2 protein-coding genes are annotated in these 2,589 nt (G+C 62.3%); one reads left to right on the forward strand and one right to left on the reverse strand.

Annotated elements, in window-relative coordinates; all coding sequences use genetic code 11:
• Positions 1-1,180: 1,180 nt before the first annotated feature.
• Positions 1,181-1,573, forward strand: a complete 393-nt coding sequence (locus tag RWR81_RS13575) for a hypothetical protein (protein WP_314458231.1) — start codon at positions 1,181-1,183, stop codon at positions 1,571-1,573.
• Between the two features lie 789 nt (positions 1,574-2,362).
• Here RWR81_RS13575 and RWR81_RS13580 read toward each other — a convergent pair.
• The coding region (locus RWR81_RS13580) for a hypothetical protein (protein WP_314458232.1) at positions 2,363-2,589 on the reverse strand (227 nt) is incomplete at its 5' end.

Genomic DNA, 2,589 nt, shown 5'->3' on the forward strand with positions numbered 1-2,589 from the left:
CCATACTCGCCGAGACGCTGGTGACGGCCGCAGCCGTCTGGTACCTGGGACGCCCAATCCGCGAGCCGGCGCTAGGGCATGGTGCGGAAGTAGAGGCGCCCCCAGGGCGCGGCCACGCACGTCGTCGTGGACGCACCTCAGCCCTCCGCCACGGATGTCGCGGGTGCAGTCCGCGAGGTCATTGGCTGAGGCCCAAGGAAGCGCGTCAGATGGCGCCCGGACAGCGGATGCTGGTTGGGGTTCTGGTGTGACTCAGTTCCGCTCTCTGCTCGCTGGGTGCGGCTCGGATACCGAGGTTGGTGGGGATGTCCACATTTGCAGCTAAGGCCATTCCTCGGTCTTAAGACTGAGGAGAGAACCGTATGATTCTGCGGATCTCGTGGCGGCAGACAGGACGTGTAGCCCCTCTTCGCCGCAGAGGTGGACACCGCCGGGCCTGCTCCGTCCAGACCTGGCAGCCCGGGATGCAGCCCGGGAGGTGCGCTGACCTGTTCGGGGCGGTAACTATGGCGCAGTGGAGTCGGACGGTCCCCGCCCAGTGGGGAACCACTCAGCGGAGGCGACCACGAGCGTCGTCGATACTCCCTGCCAGGGTCCGGGCCACAGGATGGGCCCGGACCTCGAACAACCTTGTGCAAGGGAGCTTGAGCGCGCTCAGCCGGGGCGAAGCCGAAAGGAGGTCCCCTCGGAACCCACTGAGACGAGCGCAGGCGCCGACGGGCAAAAGGGCAACGTACACCCACCCGCAGAAGGTGCGCACATAGGCAATGTCCGCCACCCACAGCTCATCTGAGAGCAGTACGCCTCGGAGAGTCCGTCTCACAGGTCGGCAGGGCACTGGTCCCCTGAGGCCCGAGCTCGTCGGTCAGATGGGGGTTTGGCACGTTTGACGCCGTGCAGGCCCAGGACGACCATGAGCCACTCGATGATGCCGGGCTACGTGACCGGCTTCGTGAGGCCACAACATCTCGTGACGGGTAGGCATTACGTGCATCTCCCCAGCCCCAGAACCGAGTAACTGGTTCTTGTGAACCCGGTGATCTCCACCTTGAGGTTCTCATCGCGCACGCTCCTGGCGCTGGGTGGTCAGCTACGACGGGCGCAATAGGCGCTTGAAACGATCTGCGCAACAGCCTCGCTGAACGCGGCACAGATCGGTCAGGCCCCAGGCTCCTGGCAATTGTCGATTAACGATGGAGTCGAGGACCTCTACCGGCACTCACGCTCCGCGAGGGGCGCGGCACTGCGCCTACCCATCAACGCCCTGCTCGTAGTGGCCGACGAAGGCCAGCGGCTCACCACAGCGTCCTGCATTCCCCGTAACAGTCACTGGCACCTGAGTAAAAGTAGGGCACTGTCGATCAGCTACTGGCGTCCCCTCCTCAGGGTAGGAGATTGCTCAACCGAAGAGCGCTCGATGACCTTCAAGTCCCAGGCCACGGGCGCGATGCGCTTCCAACGCCTGCCTGCCGAGATGCTCACTGCCCAGAATCTCACCGACGATGCGGACGGCCTCATCACAGTCGATCGGCTCCGGCACGTAGGCCTTGGCCAGAGCGGGGTAGTCCTCTAGGAACTCTTGACGAACCCCAGGGCCAGTGGGCGCATATCTCCTTGCGCTCGAGACAGCACCCCATTGATGGCCCCATTCAGCGCGACCCTTCGCCGTCCAGTGATGCCGTGCTCCGCCTGGAAGGCCAGATAGGGTTCTTCCTTCCGATACTGGACCGCTATAGACAAGGAGGCTTATTCACAGGGCGAGTCAAGCGGTCCCTGACCCGGGCAAACACAAGCGGTCGTCGCGGCTGTGAATAACCCTCAAGGTATGCAAAGCATCCTGCAGTTCTTCTATGCGTTGGGACTGCTCTTCAACCCGGCGACGCAACTCATCTAACTCTGCGTTGGGCTCTGACATTCACTGCGACCTCCGCTCGCTCCTCACGGCAGGAGTCTAGAGCAGTGCCCACATGACCCACTCGACGGCGTCGGCGATAACTTTAGCGGTACCACCGCCTATGGAGCCCTCGAGAGCATAGAAAAGCTGCTCGTGAACGATGTGCCCAGCCTCTGAGGATGGCCGCCGACTCGATGTCATTTGCTTGTTCAGCAGCATCGACGACTTACTTGAGGGCATCTGCCTTCTACTGGTTAGTCAGTTCAGCACCGCCTGACTGGCATCTGAAGCAGTGGATTCAGATTCAGCAGCACTGAAACTCCTGAGGCAGAGCGAACCTGGGCTCGGGCAAAAACGGAGCGACTTGACCACCTGCAAGCTGCAGCACGATATGGGGCGGCTGCATGTCGGTGAACCACTGCCACTCGGTGCGCGTCGTCAGGACGAAGCCACCATCAGACTGGCGAGTCAGAAAGGCCTCACACTCCACACCAGCCTCCCAACCCCGTCCGCGGCATGCTCTGCCAAGCCCTCTTCCACACCATCTACCTCGACGACACCACCGTCACCACCACCATCCCCCTGCCTGGCGACGAACACGAGCAAACCCTCGGCAGCCGAATTGCTACCGAGGGTTCGAGGGTTATCGGCGTGAACGTGGTGCTTAAGATCTGACTTTGCGTTGGAATAACAAC

It is taken from the genome of uncultured Actinomyces sp., from assembly GCF_963526355.1.
GTDB lineage: Bacteria > Actinomycetota > Actinomycetes > Actinomycetales > Actinomycetaceae > Actinomyces.